Source organism: Phaeobacter sp. 11ANDIMAR09 (genome assembly GCF_001294455.1).
Classification (GTDB): Bacteria; Pseudomonadota; Alphaproteobacteria; order Rhodobacterales; family Rhodobacteraceae; genus Pseudophaeobacter.
Genome location: NZ_LIKT01000008.1, coordinates 174285 through 190610 on the forward strand (window position 1 = coordinate 174285; position 16326 = coordinate 190610).

The 16326-nt window shown below is 56.9% G+C and carries 17 protein-coding genes and 1 riboswitch; of the genes, 14 read left to right on the forward strand and 3 right to left on the reverse strand.

From position 1 onward, the window contains the following. Positions 1-75 precede the first annotated feature (75 nt). A riboswitch (cobalamin riboswitch) is annotated at positions 76-290 on the forward strand. A gap of 142 nt (positions 291-432) precedes the next feature. Genes AN476_RS09420 through AN476_RS09440 form a run of 5 tightly spaced genes read left to right on the forward strand, consistent with a single transcriptional unit; the run spans position 433 to position 3855 of the window. Then, complete coding sequence (locus tag AN476_RS09420; RefSeq protein WP_054461077.1) at positions 433-1230, forward strand: DUF4198 domain-containing protein; 798 nt, start codon at positions 433-435, stop codon at positions 1228-1230. 10 nt (positions 1231-1240) lie between these two features. Next, entirely contained in the window at positions 1241-1858 is a 618-nt protein-coding gene (cbiM, locus tag AN476_RS09425) for a cobalt transporter CbiM (RefSeq protein ID WP_054461078.1), read from the forward strand. After that, positions 1855-2433: a cobalt ABC transporter permease gene (locus AN476_RS09430; RefSeq protein ID WP_054461079.1), complete on the forward strand. Its 579-nt coding sequence runs from the start codon at positions 1855-1857 to the stop codon at positions 2431-2433. The genes cbiM and AN476_RS09430 overlap by 4 nt, the downstream gene beginning before the upstream one ends. Continuing rightward, positions 2430-3218 carry a cobalt ECF transporter T component CbiQ gene (gene cbiQ, locus AN476_RS09435; RefSeq protein WP_054461080.1) on the forward strand — a complete coding sequence of 263 codons (789 nt, stop codon included), beginning with the start codon at positions 2430-2432 and terminating at the stop codon, positions 3216-3218. The genes AN476_RS09430 and cbiQ overlap by 4 nt, the downstream gene beginning before the upstream one ends. Continuing rightward, a complete protein-coding gene (locus tag AN476_RS09440) occupies positions 3205-3855 on the forward strand; it encodes an energy-coupling factor ABC transporter ATP-binding protein (protein ID WP_054461082.1) in 651 nt (216 codons plus the stop codon). Before cbiQ ends, AN476_RS09440 begins: the two co-directional genes overlap by 14 nt. Before the next feature lie 29 nt (positions 3856-3884). Here AN476_RS09440 and AN476_RS09445 read toward each other — a convergent pair whose 3' ends face one another. Continuing rightward, positions 3885-4997, reverse strand: a complete 1113-nt coding sequence (locus tag AN476_RS09445; protein WP_083464302.1) for an aromatic ring-hydroxylating dioxygenase subunit alpha — start codon at positions 4995-4997, stop codon at positions 3885-3887. 573 nt (positions 4998-5570) lie between these two features. Here AN476_RS09445 and AN476_RS09450 point away from each other — a divergent pair. Further along, complete coding sequence (locus AN476_RS09450) at positions 5571-6200, forward strand: sigma-70 family RNA polymerase sigma factor (protein ID WP_054461083.1); 630 nt, start codon at positions 5571-5573, stop codon at positions 6198-6200. Then, positions 6201-6836, forward strand: coding sequence for a ChrR family anti-sigma-E factor (locus tag AN476_RS09455; RefSeq protein WP_054461086.1), 636 nt, complete (start codon positions 6201-6203; stop codon positions 6834-6836). Between the two features lie 100 nt (positions 6837-6936). Here the strand turns inward: AN476_RS09455 and AN476_RS09460 are convergent, their stop codons facing one another. Both AN476_RS09460 and AN476_RS09465 read right to left on the reverse strand, forming a co-directional pair. Further along, on the reverse strand, positions 6937-7662 hold the full coding sequence (locus AN476_RS09460) for an SDR family oxidoreductase (RefSeq protein WP_054461088.1): 726 nt from the start codon (positions 7660-7662) through the stop codon (positions 6937-6939). Then, the gene (locus tag AN476_RS09465) at positions 7659-8426 is read right to left on the reverse strand and encodes a DUF1365 domain-containing protein (RefSeq protein ID WP_054461090.1); all 768 of its coding nucleotides are present in this window, start codon (positions 8424-8426) and stop codon (positions 7659-7661) included. Before AN476_RS09465 ends, AN476_RS09460 begins: the two co-directional genes overlap by 4 nt. Positions 8427-8548: 122 nt before the next feature. Here AN476_RS09465 and AN476_RS09470 point away from each other — a divergent pair, with 122 nt between their 5' ends. The 7 genes from AN476_RS09470 to AN476_RS09500 all read left to right on the forward strand — a co-directional run bounded on the left by AN476_RS09470 (position 8549) and on the right by AN476_RS09500 (position 16121). Next, entirely contained in the window at positions 8549-9898 is a 1350-nt protein-coding gene (locus AN476_RS09470; protein ID WP_054461092.1) for an NAD(P)/FAD-dependent oxidoreductase, read from the forward strand. Further along, positions 9837-10994: a cyclopropane-fatty-acyl-phospholipid synthase family protein gene (locus tag AN476_RS09475; protein ID WP_054461095.1), complete on the forward strand. Its 1158-nt coding sequence runs from the start codon at positions 9837-9839 to the stop codon at positions 10992-10994. The genes AN476_RS09470 and AN476_RS09475 overlap by 62 nt, the downstream gene beginning before the upstream one ends. Then, positions 10987-11481 (forward strand): hypothetical protein, encoded by a 495-nt coding sequence (locus AN476_RS09480; protein WP_054461097.1) that lies wholly within the window; start codon positions 10987-10989, stop codon positions 11479-11481. Before AN476_RS09475 ends, AN476_RS09480 begins: the two co-directional genes overlap by 8 nt. Further along, positions 11478-12707 (forward strand): MFS transporter, encoded by a 1230-nt coding sequence (locus tag AN476_RS09485; RefSeq protein ID WP_054461098.1) that lies wholly within the window; start codon positions 11478-11480, stop codon positions 12705-12707. The genes AN476_RS09480 and AN476_RS09485 overlap by 4 nt, the downstream gene beginning before the upstream one ends. Next, positions 12704-13249, forward strand: coding sequence for a DUF3833 domain-containing protein (locus AN476_RS09490; RefSeq protein WP_054461100.1), 546 nt, complete (start codon positions 12704-12706; stop codon positions 13247-13249). Before AN476_RS09485 ends, AN476_RS09490 begins: the two co-directional genes overlap by 4 nt. A 423-nt stretch (positions 13250-13672) precedes the next feature. Further along, positions 13673-15052 carry a hypothetical protein gene (locus AN476_RS09495; RefSeq protein ID WP_054461102.1) on the forward strand — a complete coding sequence of 460 codons (1380 nt, stop codon included), beginning with the start codon at positions 13673-13675 and terminating at the stop codon, positions 15050-15052. A 28-nt stretch (positions 15053-15080) separates the two neighbouring features. Then, entirely contained in the window at positions 15081-16121 is a 1041-nt protein-coding gene (locus tag AN476_RS09500) for an SDR family NAD(P)-dependent oxidoreductase (protein WP_054461104.1), read from the forward strand. Positions 16122-16326 lie beyond the last annotated feature (205 nt).

Here is a 16326-nt window from a genome sequence, read left to right on the forward strand (position 1 = left end):
CTAAACGCCCGGCTCTCATGCCTGGCGACAGCCCGAAAGGCGAAGGTGGCGCTTGACTCGCAATTCCCCATTTGTCATTGAACCAGAGTGATCGGTTCCGTGCGTGTTTCAATGCACAGCGGAAGCAATAGGGAACACGGTGAGGCGTAGCCAAAAGGCACCAAATCCGTGACTGCCCCCGCAACTGTGAGCGGTGAGTGACGCTGAACAAGCCACTGGGACATTCCCGGGAAGGCCAGCCGATCCATGACCCGCGAGTCAGGAGACCTGCCGGACACAAGGATTGAGACTCCGTTTGCGGAGTCTTGACCCTTTTCCACCGGACGCCGGGGTGCGCGTCTGGCGCGGTTGGCTATTTGGCTATTTCGTGCCACTACTCCCCGTTGTTCATTCCTGATTGCAGGTCCCCCTGCATCGTCGAATGAGGACGACATGAAACTTAATTTCCTGGCCGCTTTGCTGGCCACCTCTGCAACAGTGTTGAGCCCGCTAGCGGCTTCTGCTCATTTCCTGTTGCATTACACCGACAGCTCGATGATCGACCGCCCCGGCGATGTGCCGGTTGGTCTGATCTTTTGGCACCCCATGGCCAATGGTCACGCCATGGACATGGGCAAGCCCCAAGAGTTCTACATGATCCACAAGGGCGAAAAGACCGATCTGTCGGATAGGCTGCAGCCTGTCACCTTCAAGGGTGCAGAAAATGAATCCGCGGCCTTTTCCGCTTCGATCCCGGTCAAGCGCTCGGGCGACTATGTCGTGATCACTGTCCCCGCGCCCTACTACGAGGAAAGCGAAGACATCTACATTCAGCAGATCACCAAATCGGTTCTGAACCGCAACACGCTGCCCACCGACTGGGACCAGCCTGTGGGGCTGCCAACCGAGATCCTGCCGCTGAACAAGCCCTACAACGTCATTGTTGGCTCCACCTTCTCGGGTCAGGTTCTAGCAGATGGCGAACCCGTCGCAGGCGCCGAAATCGAGATCGAATTCATGGCCTCCGAGCCTGATCTCGACGCCTTTGCCACCACGGATCCCACCACCGGCGAAATGCCAGGCGGTGCTATTGTTGCCATCTCGGACGCCAATGGCGTCTTTACATTTGGCATTCCCAAGGCAGGATACTGGGGCTTTGCGGCTCTGGGCTCTGGACCGGCAACCGAACATGAGGGCAAGGAACTCAGCCAGGATGCCGTGATCTGGATCGAAGCCACAGATCTGAAGTGAGGCTGACCCCATGCATATCGTAGATGGCGCATTGTCGAACCCGGTTGTGATCGCTGGCGCGGTTGCCGCCGTCGGCGGTATCGCCATGGGGCTGCGCAGCCTGCCGCTGGAACGCATTCCAGCGGCAGGTGTTCTCTCCGCCAGCTTTTTTGTCGCTTCGCTGATCCATGTGCCGATCGGCCCCAGTTCAGTGCATCTGATCCTGAACGGGCTGGCCGGGCTAGTGCTCGGATGGGCAGCCTTCCCAGCTCTCTTTGTCGGGTTGCTATTGCAGGCGGTATTCTTTGGCTTTGGCGGTCTCACCGTATTGGGCGTCAACGCTGTGAATATCGCCCTGCCAGCCGTGCTGGTCGGTCTCGCCTTCCGCCCCTTGGTGGTGCGCGGTTCGCCGCTGCACGGTGCAATCTGGGGCGGCATTGGTGGCGCCTTGGCGATTGCACTGACCACTTTGGCCGTGGCGGTATCGCTAATGCTGTCGGGGGATGAATTCATCCTGGCCGCCAAGCTGGTTTTCTTTTCTCATATCCCGGTAATGGTGATCGAAGGGCTGCTGTCTGCCGCCGCCATTTTCCTGGCCCGACGGGTCAAACCGGAGCTGTTTATCGACGCAAGGAGACCCCTGACATGATCCGCTCTTTTGTCTTGGGCCTGGCCTTGCTGCTCCCCCTTCCCGCTCTGGCTCATAACGTGATTTCGTCGGTCTTCCCCTCGGGGACGGATATCGAAGGCGAGGTTGGCTTTTCCAATGGCGACATGGCGGTTGACCTGCTGATCGAGGTCTTTGACGAGGCGGGCACCAAATTGGGCGAAACCCGGACAGATGCAGATGGCTTTTTCCTGTTCACACCCGAACAGCCCGTGACGCATATCTTTCGCGGCGATCTGGGCGCCGGCCATGTGGCCGAGGTAGAGATGGCGGCCAGCGAAGTGGCAGAACTGCTGGGTCAAAGCATCGCCACTCCGGCGGCCAGCGCCTCTGGGCAAACGGCCGCGGGAGTGGCCAATGGAGCCCTATCGGATCAATCCCGCGCCGAGCTGGCCACAATGATCCGCAACGAGCTGCGGCCTCTGCGCCAGGAGTTGACCGCCTTTAAGAACAAATCCAACTTCCAGTCTGTTCTGGGGGGCATTGGCTATATTTTTGGCCTCTTTGGGCTCGGCTTTTACATCGCCGCCCGCCGTAAGATGGACAACAACACATGACCTATGTGCTGACAGGCGACAGTGCCCCGCTCAGCGGCTTTGCTGGGATGCGGGCCAAAGTCACCACGTTGGACCCGCGCATGCGCATCGTGATGACGGCGCTCTACGCGGTGGTTGTGGTCTCGCTCAGCAATCTATGGGTTCTGACCTCTGCCTTGGGGCTGTCGCTGTCGCTACTGGCGCTGTCCGGCCTTCCGCCGCGTGAAACACTGAAACGCATGGCAATGATGGACAGTTTCATCATTTTTATGCTACTGCTTTTGCCCTTTACCATGCCCGGTGATGCGATGTTTTCGCTCTGGGGGCTCGAGGCCAGCTGGCAGGGCCTGTGGCGCGCGGTGGAAATCGCGCTGACGGCCAATGCGGTCATTCTGGCAGTGATGACCCTGGTTGGCACCATGGAGCCCGTCACCATGGGGCATGCTCTGTTTGCGCTGAAAACGCCTGAGCGACTGGTGCATCTGATGATGTTCACCATTCGCTACATCGACGTATTGCGCGAAGAATACCAACGTCTGCGCACCTCAATGAAGCTGCGTGGCTTTCGCCCCGGCACCAACTGGCACACCTACCGCAGCTATGGCTATCTGATCGGCATGATGCTGGTGCGGGCGATTGAACGCTCCGAACGCATCCTCGCAGCCATGAAGTGCAGGGGATTTTCCGGTCGCATCATTCTGCTTGAGGCCTTTCAATTGCGGCGTGCTGATCTGCTCTTTGCGTTCATCCTGGGCGCCGCCCTTGCCACCCTGATCTGGGCCGAGGTGCACTATGCCGCTACTTGATTTGCAAGACATTCATTTTGGCTATCCCGGTCTTGACCCCGTTCTCGAAGGGGCATCCATGCAATTGCAGCCCGGCGAGCGGCTGTCGCTCATTGGTCCTAACGGCGCGGGAAAGTCGACCCTGCTCAAGATCATCATGGGGCTCTTGACGCCGACCAGTGGCCGCGTCACCGCTTTTGGCAAACCCTGCCTGGCCGAGGCCGATTTCCACGATATGCGCCGGCGGGTTGGCTTTGTGTTTCAGGATGCAGATGACCAGCTGTTTTGCCCCACCGTTGCCGAAGACGTGGCCTTTGGCCCGCTGAACCTGGGCAAGTCCAAGGCCGAAGCGCTTGCAATTGTCGACAGGGTGCTGTCCCGTCTGGACCTTACCCATCTGCGGGACCGGGTCACGCATAAGCTGTCAGGGGGCGAAAAGCGCCTGGTCACTCTGGCTACCGTTCTGGCGATGGATCCCGAAGTGCTGATCCTGGATGAGCCCACAAATGCGCTGGACCCGGACAACTATGCGCGGCTCACCGAGATCCTGACCGGGCTTGATCAGGCGATCTTGCTGGTCAGCCATGATCCCGAGTTTCGGGCCAAGCTGGCTCCGAATGGCTACCGGCTGGTTGGGCGGCGTCTCGAACGGACCTGAGCGTGCAGGGCCGGGCCGACTGCGCGGCTCTACGCCAGCGCAGCACGGTCCTGTTCCGCAAGCCAGAGCTGGAAGTCACGGACGGTGCCCTCGTAGTCATCGCCCGCCAGCGGGCCGGACACCGCATGCTGTGACCGCAGGGCGATCTGCATTTTTTCCAGCTTCTCGCGGTCCTCCCGGTTGACCTCTTCCCAGAGCCTGATGCGGTCCTGAATGGTCGCGTCATCCAGATCCTCACCATAGACCGACATGGTCCATTTCACCCGAATGGATTCAGCCGAAATCGGAAAAATAGAGAGCGAGACCAGGAGGCTCGCAGCCTGGCTGGCAACCTGAGTTGGGAAGCGCGCAAACAGGGTGGAGCGCTGACGCTCTGCTGTGCTCAACCCCGGAGCGCCAGCACCGCGCGGGGCGATACCTTCGGGGTAATTTGCGGTGTAGGATGTAAACCCGGGGCCAGAGACCGACTTTCTGGCCAGACCAGTGGGCGTGTACCCGTGGAGGGTTTGCGGATGGACCACGGAGAGGTGGTAGCCCTCCATGAAATTCTCGACCAGACATTTCCAATTGGTCTGCCAGATCTCCTCAGCCACATGGACCAAGCGAAAAGAGCCGGTCTCGTAAGGAGAGACAAGCGCGTCGAGCTCTTGGGATTCCTCTGCAAAATGAGGGGCCTCTGCATCCAGGTTACAATAGATAAAGCCGTTCCAGAACTGGATGTTGTAGCTGTGCAGTCTGCAGGACTTGGCATCGAACCCTTCGTTTTGCATCCGGGCTGCACGCAGCAGGGCCCCATCGCGCCCATACATCCAAGCGTGATAGGTGCAAATAAAGCGTTTCACATTGCCACGCCCCTCGGCCAGAGGCATGCCTCGATGGCGGCAGACATTGGCCAGAACCCGAACCGCGCCGTCGTCCCCGCGCACCACGATCAGCGGCTCCTGCAGCAGCTGCACGGTAAAGAAGTCGCCCGGCTCTGGCACCTCATCAACCCGGCCCAGGCAATGCCACCCCTGTTGCAGCACCGTCTTCTTTTCCCACTCAAAGCGCTCGGCAGAGGTATAAAAAACGCCAGGAAGCCCCATTGGGCGATCCGCTGGCAGAGCGGCCAGCTCTTGCAAAATTGGGCTCAGATCTTTCATTTCCTAGCTCCTTGCTGGTCTTTGCTCGTGTTGGGTCGCGCCCTCAGTTTCATAGGAAGAGTTGGCCTCCGGCCATCCGGGTGCGGCAAGAAGACCGCCAATGTGGGGCAGTAGAATCCCGCGTCGCGCCAGCTTTCTCCTGTGGCGCAGCCGCCAGCCGCCGCCCCGCTGGCAAGGGTAGACCTGGGTGCATAAGATCCACGGCCATTTCCACGCACTCCCCGGTTGCTATGCTCTATATCTTCAGCATGGGGCAGCGCGCCGGCGGGAACCGTCAAAACGCGACAAGCTTCAAGAAAACTTCATTTCGCCAACTATTGGCGCTTTTTGCTCGATAATGAACGCAGTTTTAACGCGAATGCCATCCAGCGCTTCTGCTGGTATTTAGCGAATGCGACATCCAATCAAACCGGTTCGACAACCTAGCCTGTGGCCTCAGAGCCGCCAGGCGCAGGGGCGTGCCCCGCCATTCCAGCTTTTTGTGAGTGGAAATTCCGTCAGCCCAGGCATTGCCGCCGCAAATTTTCTTGCCCTCAAGGTGATCCAAAAATTGCACCCATCCGTAGCCTTGGTATGATACAAACAGTACTCGAACATCCGCTTGCAGGCCGCGCGCACAAAGGCCCGCCCCCAAAAGGACGTGCCGTGCAATTGGAAGCCCCGCAAATGTCCCAGATGACAGTCTGGTTGGTCGCCGTGCGTGACCAGCGGGATCGGGCTGCGTTTGGGGCATTGTTCGACTATTTTGCACCTCGTTTAAAAGGCTTCATCATGCGATCGGGCACCAGTGCGGCGCAGGCAGAAGAGATCGTTCAGGATGTGATGCTGACCGTGTGGCGCAAGGCCGCGATGTTCGACCCTCATCGTGCCCAGGCCTCTGCCTGGATTTATCAAATTGCCCGGAACCGCCAAATCGATATCATCCGCAAAGAGAACCGTCCCATCCCTGATGAATTGGCGCAGGACCCGGGATCTGAACCGGATGCAAGCCAAATTCTGGCCTTTGATCAAGAGGCTGAGCAGCTTAAAACCGCTTTGGAAATGCTGCAACCAGACCAGAAAGAGATGATCCAGAAAGCCTATATGGGGGATCTCACCCATCAGGAAATCAGTCTTCAAACCGGCCTGCCGCTTGGCACAGTGAAATCACGCATTCGCCTCGGCCTGAACCGGTTGCGCAAAGAGTTAAAGGGGTTGCGATAAATGTCTGCAATCACACACCATATTCCAGATGACATGATGGCAGCCTATGCCGCCGGCACGCTGCCCCACCCCTTTGCCATGGTTGTCGCAGCCCATGTTTCGCTTTGTGCTGACTGCCGCGCCACTTTGGAAGCCTATCACACTCTTGGCGGCGCCTTGCTGGAGCAGACCGAAGATATTGAGGTCTCAAAGGGGTTGAAGTCCAATTTGATGGCGCTGTTGGATGAACCGGCCCCTCCCGAACCGGTGTTTGACGCCAAAGGCATATACCCCGGTCCGGTGATGGCGGCCTTAAAAGGCAGATCGCCACGCTGGAAGACACTTGGCATGGGGGTAAAGCAAAGCATCCTGTCTGAAACCGAAGGGGGATCTGTTCGACTGCTGTATATTCCCGCCGGACAGGCCGTGCCCGATCACAGCCACAACGGGCTGGAGCTCACGCTGGTTCTTCAGGGCAGTTTCAGTGATGAAACCGGCCGCTTTGGTGTCGGGGACGTCGAGATCGGCGACGAGGATCTGGAGCATACCCCAATTGCGGATGCCGGAGATGCCTGCATTTGCCTCGCCGCAACGGATGCGCCGCTGCGCTTCAACGCCTTCCTGCCGCGACTGCTACAGCCCCTGTTCCGTATTTAGGGGCTTTGCGAGCGCCAGGCGAAAGCCCCCGCATATCGCGAGTTTTCTGGTGCGGCAGCTGTGGTCGGCTAGAAGCTTAAAGGGCTCAGGTTTGCTCAATCTATCTGAAACGATAAACCGCCCAGTCAGGCAAAAGAGCCAATGCCTTAATCACCCAAGAAAAGGGACGTGGAAAATCGGTCCGAAACCGGCGATGTTCCATAGCACTGAGCACATGATGGGCAGCCGTTTCAGCCGACATCAACTGTGGCATTTCAAAATCGTTCTTGTCCGTCAGACGTGTCTTGATGAAACCTGGATTCACAATGCGGACTGTAACGCCGCTGCCTCTCAGGTCGTGGCGCATGGTTTCCGCCAGGCTGATCAGCGCAGCCTTGCTGGCCCCATATCCAATTGCGGCAGGCAAGCCGCGATACCCCGCCAGCGATCCGACCAAGGTGATGCTTCCCGCCTCTTTGGCGATGAACCGAGGCAGCACATGGCCCAGAACCCGCAGAGCGCCGCCATAGTTCACATCCATCATCGCTAAGGCTGCACCACTGTCCCAGGCCTGGCTTCGCATCGGCACATAGGCCCCGGCATTGTAGATGACCCCGTCAATCTCATCCAGGCTCTCTGCCGCCGCTTTGACCGCACCGTCATCTGTAACATCCAGGGCCAGCGGTGTTGCCGCCCCCAGCGCCCAGGTCAGCTCTTGCAGCCGCTGCTTTGATCGGGCCGACACAATGACATGAGCGCCAGCCCCCACCAAACCCTTGGCGATCTCCCGTCCCAGGCCTTCGCTGGCGCCTATCAACCAATAGGTCTTGCCGCTCAGCCTGCTCATGAGCCGAGCCTGGAGGAGAGACTATCAGATATCAGGGGTTTGGGCGGTTTTGGTTTGCGCAGGAATGGGGCGCCTTTGGACCAGAGCTTCAGCGCCTGCCAATAAATCAGAGCCACAACCCGTACCGCCCCCAGCGGGCGGCGCAGAGCCACTCCAACCAAGGTAGCGGTGGTGAGTGGCCGGCGCAGCCCATTCAATGTCGCCAAAACGCCCTGATCGCCAGATTCATAGGCAATGCGGATATTGAAAGCGCGCTCTGTCATATCGAAATTAAAGCGATAGGTGCCTTTGACCTGCTGAAACGGCGAGACATGCATCAGTTTCTCGGCCTCGATCTGATCGGTGCGTTTGATCGGACGGAAATCAGAATGGGCACAAAAATAGCAATGCCGGTGACCAAATGTATTGTTGACCTCGGCAATAAAGGCGCGTGGTGCGCCATCAACTTCCGCAATCCAAAAGCTCACTGGGTTGAAGTGAAACCAGAGGAAGCTCGGCTGGGTCAGAAGCAACAGCTTTGCCTGCGCGATGGGAAAGCCGCGCTTTTGCAGCTCCTCGCGAAACCAGCTCACCCCCTGGCCCGCGCCGCGTGGGCCACCATGGTGGCGGTCCTGCAGCGAGAACAGATTGAAGCGGTTGCGTGACATCAGCCGAGCCCCCCCTTCGCTCAGATCGGTCAAAACGTAGTCGACCCCATAGCGAAAGGCGTTTTTCAGGCTGCCGCGGCGGGCGTGGTAGGTCTGGGCTGAGACAAGTTCAATCATATTTAGACTACGCAAAATGACGGTGACTGGATCACCGCAGGCCAAATTTTATTAAACAAAAGTGATCCGTAGCGTCAGCCCAGGCGTAATGCCTTCATTAGTTAGTACAAAATGAGGACAGTATGCTGGATCAAACCCAAGGCCCGCGCCGCAAGGTCGCGATCATCGGAGGCGGAATATCCGGACTGTCCGCAGCCTATTATCTTGCCGCATCCCATGATGTGACCCTCTATGAGGCGGCGCCACGATTGGGCGGACACGCCCGCACGGTTCTGGCTGGAAGAAACGGCGACCAGCCGGTTGATACAGGCTTTATTGTTTTTAACTACGCCACCTACCCTTATTTGACGCGTCTGTTCCGGGATCTGGACGTTCCAGTCATCAAAAGTGAGATGAGCTTTTGTGCCAGCATCGACAACGGCCGCATCGAATACGGGCTTAACAGCCTCTCTGCGATCACGGCGCAAAAGCGCAACCTGTTCCGGCCCCAGTATTACAAGATGATTGCCGATATCCTGCGGTTTGGCCGCGAGGCCGAGGCGGCAGCAAAAGACGACACAATGACGATCGGTGAACTGGTCAACAAGCTGGGTCTTGGCCGATGGTTTCGCGACAATTACCTCCTACCCATGTGTGGGGCGATCTGGTCCACGCCGGTCACGGATGTCGACGCCTTCCCGGCAAAATCCCTGATCTCGTTTTTTCGAAATCACGCTTTGCTGGCAGGAACGGGGCAACATCAATGGTGGACCGTCAAAGGCGGCAGCATCGAATATGTTCGCCGCTTGGAAGCGGCCCTCAAGGCACGGGGCTGCACCATTCACACCGGCGCCCCCATTGAACAGGTTGCCCGCGCTGAGCCTGGTGTGTCCCTGGTGGTTCAGGGACAGGGTGCACAGCTTTTTGATGAGGTGGTCTTTGCCTGTCATTCGGATCAGGCGCTAAAAATTCTTGGCCATAGTGCAACTGCGGCGGAAACCTCCGCGCTTGGCTCCATTCGCTACCAAACCAACTCTGCCGTCCTACATTGTGACGAAAGTCAAATGCCCAGGCGCCGCTCCTGTTGGTCAAGCTGGGCCTATCGCAGCCAGAATGGGGGGCTGGGCGTGACCTATTGGATGAACCGACTGCAGAACATTCCCGAATGTGATCCGCTATTTGTGACGCTGAACCCAACCCGGCCAATCCCAGAGACCAAAATCTACGATCAGGTCGAGTTTTCCCACCCGGTTTTTGACCAAGCTGCCCTACAGGCACAGCGTGAGCTGCAGTCGATGCAGGGCCAAAACAACACCTGGTTCGCAGGTGCCTACAACCGCCATGGCTTTCACGAAGACGGCATCGCCAGTGCAATGCGCATTGTCCGGATGATGAACTCGCAGACCCCAGTGACCGCAAAAGGATCCAAGCATGACATTGACGAACAAAGCGATGAAAAAGCAATTTCTGGAAACCTGCGCGCAACTGCGTGAAGGGCGCCTAACTCTGCGCACGCCAGACGGAGAGCGCTATCAGTTCGGCGATCACGGCCCCGAAGCGGAGATGGAAATTCGCGACTGGGCAGCGGTCTCGGCCCTGGCAGCACATGGGCAGGTCGGACTGGGGGAGGCCTATGTCCAGGGGCTTTGGGACACACCTTCGATCGAGGGGTTAACCTCATTGGCGATGCTGAATCGTGAGCATCTGGGCAGCTATGATCAGGCCAGCCCCTTCAACCGCGTAAAGTTCCGCCTTGTTGATCGGGTCATACGGGCCAATTCCAAACGCGGATCGCGCAAGAACATTCGAGCCCATTATGATGTGGGGAATGAGTTTTATCAGCTCTGGCTAGATGAGGGCATGACCTATTCTTCGGGCCTCTTTGGCGATACCGGCGATGATCTGGCCCAGGCGCAGACGCGCAAGAACGAACGTGTCTTATCCCATCTCAATCAGGGTGAGCGGGTCTTGGAAATCGGCTGCGGCTGGGGGGGATTTGCTGAACAGGCCAGCGCCGAGGGACGCGATGTGACTGGCGTCACAATTTCGCGCAATCAACACGCCTATGCGGATTGCCGTCTAGATGGCCGCGCTGAAATACAGCTACGCGATTATCGCGATGTGCGGGGAGCCTTCGACAATATCGTCTCCATCGAGATGATCGAAGCCGTGGGCGAAAAATACTGGCCCAGTTACTTTGACACGTTGAAACGCAACCTGTCAGAGGGTGGCCGTGTCATGTTGCAGGCGATCACGGTTCCCGACAGTTTCTTTGAGACCTATCGCAGCTCCTCTGACTACATCCGGCAATATGTCTTCCCGGGGGGCATGCTGTTGTCAGATCAAGTGATCGCAGATCAAGCGCGAGCGGCTGGCCTGCAGGTGAAAAATTCTTTTGCCTTTGGCCAGGACTACGGCAAGACCTGCCGGATCTGGGCGCAGCGTTTGGTGGCACAAAAACGTAAAATCCAAGAACAGGGCTACGACGAAGGATTTTTCCGCAACTGGCAGTACTATCTGGAGATCTGTGCCGCATCCTTTGCGATTGGACACACCAATGTTGTCCAGGTCGAGCTGGCCCATGCGTAGCCTGTTGCTTTGGACCAGCCTGTGCTTGGCACCTGTCATTGCGGCGGCCTCGCAACCAGGTAATCTGCCACGCGGCGCAGAGCAGCGCGGAGAAGCGACGTTTCGTTTTCTGGGCTTTCCTATCTACAAGGCGCGCCTGTTCACCCAGGGCGGTCAGCCACTGGATTGGTCACAAGATTTTGGCCTTGAGCTAACCTATCAGCGCCAGTTGAGCCAATCTGATCTGGTGGAGGCCACCCTGCAAGAGATGGCCCGTATGGGAAACGCGTTGCCCATTCGGGATCAACTGCAGAAATGCTACCAGCCTGTTGAGGTCGGAGACAGTTACCTGGCCGTCAGTGACGGGCCGGACAGGCTGACGTTTTGGCGCAGGGGAGTCCCGGTCTGCACCCTGTCCCAAGAAGCCATAAAAACCCGCTTTATGGAGATTTTTCTGGGCAAAAACAGCCGCTCTGCAGGCTTCACACGGGCACTCCTAGGGCAATGACGCAGTATCCAAGGGTCGGCCTTTATGCCTTGATGCTGGCCAGTGCAGGGATCCCTTTGTATATTCATCTGCCGCAATTTGCGGCAACCGATCTGGGTCTGAGCCTTGGCTCTCTTGGCGCTGTTCTATTGGCGATCCGAGCCTTTGATCTGGTGCAGGATCCCTTGATTGGTTGGGCGGTGGATCGCTGGCCGCAATACCAGTCCAGCTTTGGTTGGGCTGCTGCCCTTGGCTTGGCTCTGGGGTTCCCGCTGTTGTTTGGGTTGCAACCCGGGCCCTATCTGCTGGCAAAAATGACCGTGATCCTGATGTTGCTCTTCTCGGCCTATAGTCTGGGAATGATCTTGCTCTACGGGCGCAGTGCCATGCTGAGCGGCTCAACCAGACCGCGCGATCTGATGACGCTCGCTGCGTTCCGCGAAAGCGGCATGCTGATCGGCGTAATCCTGGCGGCAATTGCCCCGGCGCTGCTGGTTGGACTGGGGGCCGCCCGGCAGGGATATGCGGTCTTTGGGCTCTTCTTAGCGGCGCTGGCCATTCTTGCTGCCGTCTTGACCAGGCCGATTTGGAAGCGTCAGGCCGTGGTGGGGAGACCGCTTGGGGTTTCCAATCTCTGGCAGTCCGGGGCATCACATCTGCTGGTTCTGGCGGTTCTAAACAGTCTGCCTGTGGCGCTGACCTCCACCCTGTTTTTGTTCTTTGTTCAGGATTACCTGGCGCTTCCCAAATTGGCTGGCCCGCTCTTGGTGCTGTTCTTTCTCTCTGCGGGGCTTGCCGTGCCTGCCTGGACCCTGTTGAGCCGCAGGATCGGTGCAAAGCCGTCGCTTTTGATCGCTATGCCTCTGGCACTTGCCAGCTTTGCTGGCGCTGCCTTCCTGGAACCGGGGGATGCGGTAGGTTTCACCTTGATCTGCATGGCCTCTGGGGCAGCGCTTGGTGCAGATATGCTCTTGTTGCCCGCCCTGTTCAGTATCTCGCTGACCAAAGCAGGCCTCAGCGCAGGCGCTGCCTTTGGCATCTGGTCCTTTGCCGGAAAACTTGCCCTGGCCCTGGCGGCTGCAATTGCTTTGCCCCTGCTTGAGGCTCGTGGTTTCAACCCCGGAACTGACAACACCAAAGCCGCGCTTGCCGCGCTGGTCACCGCCTATGCCATTCTTCCCTGTTTCCTGAAAACCCTGGCCTTTTGCTATGCGCTAAGGCTGCCTACCGAAAGTGCCTCGTCATGAAATTGCTCGCAGCCTGTCTGGTGATCTTGCTGATCGCCATCATCGCCAAAACCTATCTGTTCAGTTTTCGGTTCCAGTCTCCAAATGACTACGCCGAGACAGGACCACACTTTGATCTCAAAAGGCATCTCTCCGGAGAAATCCTGTCCGAGGGTCTGATTTTTGGGCCAAACGGAAAAATGACCAATCGTTTTACCGCCAAAATGGTGGGAACTTGGGAGGGTGACACGGGGACTTTGACCGAAGAGTTCACCTATTCAAATGGCAAAACCCAAAGCCGGAAGTGGTATCTGACCCTTGGCCCCGATAACACGTTTACCGCAGCCGCTGACGACTTGGTCGGGGAGGCTCAGGGCGTCGTGTCCGGTGCCACCGTGCGCTTGAGCTACGAAATCATCCTTCCGCAGGAATCCGGCGGGCATACCCTGCAGGCCACAGATTGGATGTACTTGACCGCAGATGGCGCGATCCTGAACAAATCAGAGATGCGCAAATTTGGCCTGAAAGTTGCAGAACTCATCGCAACAATGCGCCCTCTCTGAATTGTGCGTCGGCAGAGTTTGTGTGTTCAAAGGCGATGTGGCTGGGAAGCCTGTCCGTGGGCCTGACGGCTATGTTGCACCAGTAAGTCAAACTGAAGACGGGGTCGAAATCGTAGGATCCGCTGAGAGCTGTTCGTCGCCATGGCTCGGAGCCTGGAACGGTACTCCGACCTATTAGCAAATCACTACGAAGTGAGGTGCCCCTAGCCGACCACAAAATCACACGCCTCGACGAGTTACTCCCTTGGCGTTTCAATGCCCAACCCGCGTAACAGGTCATACTCCCGCCCAACAGGGCGGCTTCAACGGACGGGCACTCTGATCATGGGATCAGTTGCAAATAGAAAATTGTATCTCTGCCCCAAGCATGGCACGCTACTATGAAACATTGGTTGATATTGCACTCACCTAAGGACCATTCATATGCGTATAGTTACTCGCGCAATCAATTACTTACTATCGCATAGTGAAACAGCTCCCTCCAGTCCGACCGTTACCTTTTTTAAAAGTGCTGAGCGCGCCCTACACGAAGACGTCGACGTGTTCCGATGTTTCTTCAGTCACCTAGGGGATATACACTCCGTACACCGTGTCTTCCCCCTGTTGCCCATGGATGGCTACAAGAAGGGTTTGTTGCAAAACTCTGAGAACATCCTAACCCGCTACACATTACGTGAAGGCAGACTGCATCCAGACCATGAGACGTCGCTTGGGCATGGTACTGATCCCAGGGTCGTTTCGGACGGAACCGTCGCCTATATCTTTAAGCTGATGCGTCGCGATGGTGATACCGAGCGCGCCTTCTACCGCGTTCGCAAACTACCTGGAGAGACCGTTTTTGATGTCCACGGCGCTCCTGGCCTGCCGCTTGGTAAGAACTGGCAACCTTTTCTTAAGGATGGGAGATTGTTTGCTATCTATGGGTTTGCACCCCTCACGGTCTTGGAAGTTCACGAAACCGGTGAGGTGGAAATCGTCCATCAATCGCAAACCCAGCTCGATATCGCCCCTCCCCATGAAGCCTTCACCCTGTTTCGAGGCGGCACAAACGGTATCTTGGAGGACGACGGTTGTCTCTATGGCTTCGGCCACTCCACAGTCCGCAATTTCAGGCACGACACATTTATGTGGCGCATGACGCCAGACTATTTTCTGGATGTTCGAATCTGCAATGCAACAGTGAGCCTAAACGATGCAGGATATGGCATCACAGACCCAACCAGCCTTTTCACGCACGAAGGAGCGAGCTACCTAGGGCTGGCTATGTCCGAGCGCGACTGGTATTATGAGCAGAAATTTGCAGACCTGTTGCTGCGCCTTCCGGGCGTGAGCCTTGCGACATTGTTCACCCGCTTGGAGCCGCCTCTGCCGAATGTAGAGTTGCCCGCGTCGGATCCGCATGTTCGCTCCATTGTACCAGCCACATGCGTCACACCGGTTGGGATAAAGGGCTCCAAGGGTTCCGTATGCAACCACGGACGCACAGGTTGCCTATTGCAGACTCTGAGCATCCCAACCTTTCACAATGGCCAGCCCATAGAGCAACTGAAGCTCTATTTTACCTGTGACAATGTGGGAGACGGTGCAGATTTCACCGTGACAGTCAGCGACGTAGGCGGGACAGCACTGTTAACACATCCGGTACATGAGCGCGGAAAAAATGCGTATTCTCTAAAAATGTCTCACCTCGCCGACGGACAAAAAACATCTCTCAAAATTAGAGTTGACTGCCGCGAGGTTGAATTACTACTTGACAATATCCGGGTATTTTACAGTTGCGCACAAGCCCCCAACCTCAGTTAAATAGAACCTCCAAAGGAGCCTAGCCTGAATGTCTGATTTTTATCTCAACCGACGTGTTCTCGTCACCGGAGGCGCGTCCTTTATTGGCAGCCACCTCTGTGAAAGCCTCATTGAAATGGGCGCAGAGGTGACTGTGGTTGATGATCTGTCCAGCGGACGGCGGGAAAACCTTGCAAATATCGAGGATACGATCACTTTCATCAAGGGAGATCTGCGCGATTACGGCACCTGCCTGACTGCCACCGAAAGTCAGCAAACAGTCTTTCATTTGGCCAATATTCACGGCGGTCGCGGCTACATCGAAACACATCCAGCAGAGATCTCACAGAATTTCATCATCGATGGCAATATGTTGCGTGCATCGCATCTCAACGGAGTGGAGCGCTTTAGCTATACGAGCTCCGCTTGCGTCTATCCGACCAACTTGCAAGTCGAAGATACGTCGAAACAGGCTCGCTTTTTGTCAGAGGAGATGGCTGATCCCTTCACGGAAGGGGCCGCACTTTCGGATGGAGAATATGGCTGGGCAAAGTTCATGGGCGAGATGGCATTAGCGGCCTACGGCAAACAATTCGGCTTGAAGGGTGTTTCCTGCCGCCTCTTCACCGTCTATGGCCCGCGCGAGAACGAAAGCCATGCGATCATTGCGTTTATCGCCAAAGCCGTTTTGAAAATGGATCCATTTGAAGTCTGGGGCAGCGGAAATCAGGACCGCAACTTCACCTATGTCTCGGATGTGGTTAAAGGTATTTTGCTTGCAACCGAAAACATTGACGACTGCCGATCGGTCAATGTTGGCACACATGAGATTACCAAGATCCGCGATGCTGCAAAAATCATCTGCGATATCGTCGGCCACAAACCGGAAAGCGGCTTCTTTTTCGACACGAGCAAACCCGAAGGTGTTCATGCCCGTGCTGCAAGCACCACGAACCAAGAGACTTGGCTAAACTGGTCCCCAGAAGTGTCCTTTGAAGATGGCATTCGTGAGACTATAGAGTGGTATGTGAATCAAGTGGATCGCGCGGTGCTGTCAGACAACCTCGATGCCCTTCTATTTCAACGCTGATAGTGCATTCGGCCCGCGTCGGGCTATGATTGTATTACCGTGCACCAAATTCGCGACCCTGCCACTGTTTGGGCAAGTGAATGGGACATAATTGCCATCCAGAACGTTTCGGTACTGTTAGGCTCAGGCCCGACTCTGTTGCACAAATCCACTGATAGACAGAGTTCCCCTTTCCCTGGACGGGCTTATCCCACGGCCTCGGTAT

What these genes read in the sequence shown, in the direction of transcription:
- AN476_RS09420 (WP_054461077.1), top strand. Translation starts at nt 433, where the DNA reads ATGAAACTTAATTTCCTGGCCGCTTTGCTGGCCACCTCTGCAACAGTG.
- cbiM (WP_054461078.1), top strand. Translation starts at nt 1,241, where the DNA reads ATGCATATCGTAGATGGCGCATTGTCGAACCCGGTTGTGATCGCTGGC.
- AN476_RS09430 (WP_054461079.1), top strand. Translation starts at nt 1,855, where the DNA reads ATGATCCGCTCTTTTGTCTTGGGCCTGGCCTTGCTGCTCCCCCTTCCC.
- cbiQ (WP_054461080.1), top strand. Translation starts at nt 2,430, where the DNA reads ATGACCTATGTGCTGACAGGCGACAGTGCCCCGCTCAGCGGCTTTGCT.
- AN476_RS09440 (WP_054461082.1), top strand. Translation starts at nt 3,205, where the DNA reads ATGCCGCTACTTGATTTGCAAGACATTCATTTTGGCTATCCCGGTCTT.
- AN476_RS09445 (WP_083464302.1), bottom strand. Translation starts at nt 4,997, where the DNA reads ATGAAAGATCTGAGCCCAATTTTGCAAGAGCTGGCCGCTCTGCCAGCG.
- AN476_RS09450 (WP_054461083.1), top strand. Translation starts at nt 5,571, where the DNA reads ATGATACAAACAGTACTCGAACATCCGCTTGCAGGCCGCGCGCACAAA.
- AN476_RS09455 (WP_054461086.1), top strand. Translation starts at nt 6,201, where the DNA reads ATGTCTGCAATCACACACCATATTCCAGATGACATGATGGCAGCCTAT.
- AN476_RS09460 (WP_054461088.1), bottom strand. Translation starts at nt 7,662, where the DNA reads ATGAGCAGGCTGAGCGGCAAGACCTATTGGTTGATAGGCGCCAGCGAA.
- AN476_RS09465 (WP_054461090.1), bottom strand. Translation starts at nt 8,426, where the DNA reads ATGATTGAACTTGTCTCAGCCCAGACCTACCACGCCCGCCGCGGCAGC.
- AN476_RS09470 (WP_054461092.1), top strand. Translation starts at nt 8,549, where the DNA reads ATGCTGGATCAAACCCAAGGCCCGCGCCGCAAGGTCGCGATCATCGGA.
- AN476_RS09475 (WP_054461095.1), top strand. Translation starts at nt 9,837, where the DNA reads ATGACATTGACGAACAAAGCGATGAAAAAGCAATTTCTGGAAACCTGC.
- AN476_RS09480 (WP_054461097.1), top strand. Translation starts at nt 10,987, where the DNA reads ATGCGTAGCCTGTTGCTTTGGACCAGCCTGTGCTTGGCACCTGTCATT.
- AN476_RS09485 (WP_054461098.1), top strand. Translation starts at nt 11,478, where the DNA reads ATGACGCAGTATCCAAGGGTCGGCCTTTATGCCTTGATGCTGGCCAGT.
- AN476_RS09490 (WP_054461100.1), top strand. Translation starts at nt 12,704, where the DNA reads ATGAAATTGCTCGCAGCCTGTCTGGTGATCTTGCTGATCGCCATCATC.
- AN476_RS09495 (WP_054461102.1), top strand. Translation starts at nt 13,673, where the DNA reads ATGCGTATAGTTACTCGCGCAATCAATTACTTACTATCGCATAGTGAA.
- AN476_RS09500 (WP_054461104.1), top strand. Translation starts at nt 15,081, where the DNA reads ATGTCTGATTTTTATCTCAACCGACGTGTTCTCGTCACCGGAGGCGCG.